The 2932-nt window shown below is 73.5% G+C and carries 3 protein-coding genes and 1 pseudogene; all 4 read right to left on the reverse strand.

Features of this window, described 5'->3' with window-relative positions; translation table 11 throughout:
- Positions 1–874, reverse strand: an 874-nt coding sequence (gene mmuM / locus ACYVE9_RS21255; RefSeq protein ID WP_461029488.1) for a homocysteine S-methyltransferase, incomplete at its 3' end; no start/stop codon positions are given.
- The gene (locus ACYVE9_RS21260; RefSeq protein ID WP_461029489.1) at positions 871–1791 is read right to left on the reverse strand and encodes an LLM class F420-dependent oxidoreductase; all 921 of its coding nucleotides are present in this window, start codon (positions 1789–1791) and stop codon (positions 871–873) included. The genes mmuM and ACYVE9_RS21260, both read right to left, overlap by 4 nt.
- A 317-nt stretch (positions 1792–2108) precedes the next feature.
- Positions 2109–2489: a nucleotide pyrophosphohydrolase gene (locus tag ACYVE9_RS21265; protein WP_461029490.1), complete on the reverse strand. Its 381-nt coding sequence runs from the start codon at positions 2487–2489 to the stop codon at positions 2109–2111.
- Positions 2486–2932, reverse strand: a pseudogene (locus tag ACYVE9_RS21270) (hypothetical protein); the annotation flags it as partial. The pseudogene ACYVE9_RS21270 and the gene ACYVE9_RS21265, both read right to left, overlap by 4 nt.

Raw genomic sequence — 2932 nt, forward strand, 5'->3', positions numbered from 1 at the left:
GCCAGCCGCGCGCCGCTGCCGGGTCGAACGTCGGGACGCCGCGCCAGCCGCGGGACGGGGCGTGCCAGCGCTCGCCGCTGTTGGGGTAGACCACCACCGGCTTTCCGGTCGTGGCAGCCGCCACCGGTACGGCGCGGTCCGCGTCCTCGGGCAGGCAGCAGTTCACGCCGACGGCGATCACCTGGTCGACGCCCGCGGCGACGGAGAAGGCACGCTCCAGGCTCTGGCCGGCCCGGGTCCGGTCGCCGGCGACGGTGTAACTGAGCCACACCGGCACTCCGCAGCCCTCCGCCGCACGCAGCAGCGCCTCCGCCTCGCGGACGTCCGGCACCGTCTCCAGGGCCAGCACGTCCGGTCCGGCCGCGGCGAGCGCCGCCACGCGCGGCCGGTGGAAGCGCACCAGCTCGTCAACCGTCAGGCCGTAGCGGCCCCGATACTCGCTGCCGTCCGCGAGTACCGCTCCGTAGGGGCCGACGGAGGCGGCGACCCAGACCGGGCAGGGGCCCGCGGACGCGCTGCCCAACCTCCCGGCGGCCGTGCCGCCGGTGACAGCCGTGCCGTCGGTGACGGCCGTGCGGGCCAGTTCGACGCTGCGGGCGAACAGCCGTTCCGCGTCGCCGGTGCCGATGCCCCGGCGGGCGAAGCCCTCGAAGGACGCCTGGTAGCTGGCGGTGATGTGGACCCGCGCCCCCGCCGCCGCGTAGGCGGCATGCGCCGCGGCGAGCTGCTCCGGGGCGTCGGCGAGCAGCCTGGCCGACCACAGTTCGTCGGACAGGTCGTTGCCCGCCGCGGTGAGCTGGTGGGCCAGGCCGCCGTCGAGCACCAGGGTCTCCCGGGCCAGCGCGGCGGCGAGCAGGGGCGCGGTCGGGGTCACGACAGCTGGGACTGGACCTGCGAGGAGATCAGCTCCAGGTGGTCCAGGTCGGAGAGGTCGAGCATCTGGAGGTAGATCCTGGAGCAGCCGATCTCCCGGTAGCGGCCGATCTTGTCCACCACCTCGTTCGGGGAACCCGCCAGACCGTTCTCCCTGAGCTCCGCCACGTCCCGGCCGATCGCTGCCGCCCGGCGGGTGATCTCCTGCTCGTCCTTGCCCACACAGGCGACCAGGGCGTTCGAGTAGACGAGGTCGTCGGCCTTGCGACCGTGTTCCACCGCGGCTGCCCGCACGCGTCCGAACTGTCGGTCGCTGTCCTCGACGGAGGCGAAGGGGATGTTGAACTCGTCGGCGTAACGAGCGGCGATCCGCGGCGTGCGGGTGGCGCCGTGTCCACCGATGAGCACCGGGATGTGCGACTGGGCGGGCTTGGGCAGCGCCGGCGAGTCGGACAGCTGGTAGTGGGTGCCCTCGTAGCTGAACCTGTCCCCCGGTGCGGTGTTCCAGAGCCCCGTGATGATGGCGAGCTGCTCCTCGAGGCGGGCGAACTTCTCCTTCGGGAAGGGAATGCCGTAGGCCGTGTGCTCGGCCTCGAACCAGCCCGCGCCCAGGCCGAAGTCGACCCTGCCGCCGGACATCGCGTCCACCTGGGCGACCTGGATGGCGAGCACGCCGGGCAGCCGGAACGTCCCCGCCGTCATGAGCGTGCCCAGGCGGATGCGCTTGGTCTCGCGGGCCAGCCCGGCGAGCGTGATCCACGCGTCCGTCGGGCCGGGCAGCCCGTCGCCCCCCATGGCCAGGTAGTGGTCGGAGCGGAAGAAGGCGTCGAAGCCGAGGTCCTCGGTCGCCTTGGCGACCTTGAGCAGCGTCTCGTAGTCGGCGCCCTGCTGGGGTTCGGTGAAGATTCGGAGGTCCATGCTCCCATCCTGCACCGTTGACCTCCACGGACCGGTGCACAGGTCGTTTCTCGGCGCGCGGCACGTCACGGCCGTGCCTGCCGAGCCTCAGCAACCAGCTGACGGCCGTCCCCGCAACGCGCCAGAGCCTGCCGGGTGTTCCTGATGAGGCGTACCGCATCCCTCCACCGTCCCCTCCACCGGCCGGTCGGCCGCTCGGCCGACCGCTCGGCCGACACCCGGCCGACCGCTCGTGCGGTCCAGAGTGGACGACTGGGACGGTCTCCGCCGGAGTGGCCGGGAAACGGTGGACAACTCGCGGGTTGTGGACAACTCGGTCACTCGAACGAGAGCGGACCACCGTCCACCGGGAAGCGCTTCTCGTTCCGCTCGATCTTGGCCTCCAGAGCGGCGAGCGCGTCGACGCCGAGCGACTCGCAGAACTGGAGGAGATACGCCAACACGTCGGCGACCTCGTCCTCGACCCGGGCGGCCCTCCCGGGGTCCGACATGACGGCGGCCGACTGCTCGGGCGTCAGCCACTGGAAGATTTCCACCAGCTCACCGGCCTCCACACTCAGCGCGGCGCTCAGGTTCTTCGGCGTGTGGTAGCGGCCCCAGTCGCGGGCGGCGGCGAACTCGGCCAACCGCTTCTGCAGGGCGGCGACATCACGGACGGGCGCCGCGGCGGCGGAGTCCGGGGACGAGGGGGTGCTCATGCCCCAGGTGTACCACTGCCTCCCGCTACGCTCAGCGTCGCCCGGCCCGCCCCCCGGTCGGGCTCGGCCGGGCCGTCCCCGCGGGCGCCGCCCAGCCGCAGCACCAGCGCGCCGGCCAGGTCGGGGATCTCCGCGACGTCGGAGAGGGTGCCGAGCAGGCGCAGCTCGCCCTGCCCGCAGACGCTCTCGGCCAGGTCCAGCAGGGCCCGGACCTGGCGGGCGTCCAGGCTCCGGTCGAGGCCGTCGGCCAGTACCAGCATCGGCTGCCCGGCGCTCGGCAGCCAGCCGCCGGGCCCGGTGTCGAGCAGGTCAGGCCCGCCCAGCAGAGCCAGGACCAGGGCGGCGTAGCGCAGTTCACCGTCGGCGAGCCACTCCAGTGGCATGCGGCCCGCCACGCCACGATCGGCGACGGCCCGGACCAGGCCGCCCTCGGGGCCGGCGCA

The organism is Streptomyces sparsus (genome assembly GCF_054776295.1).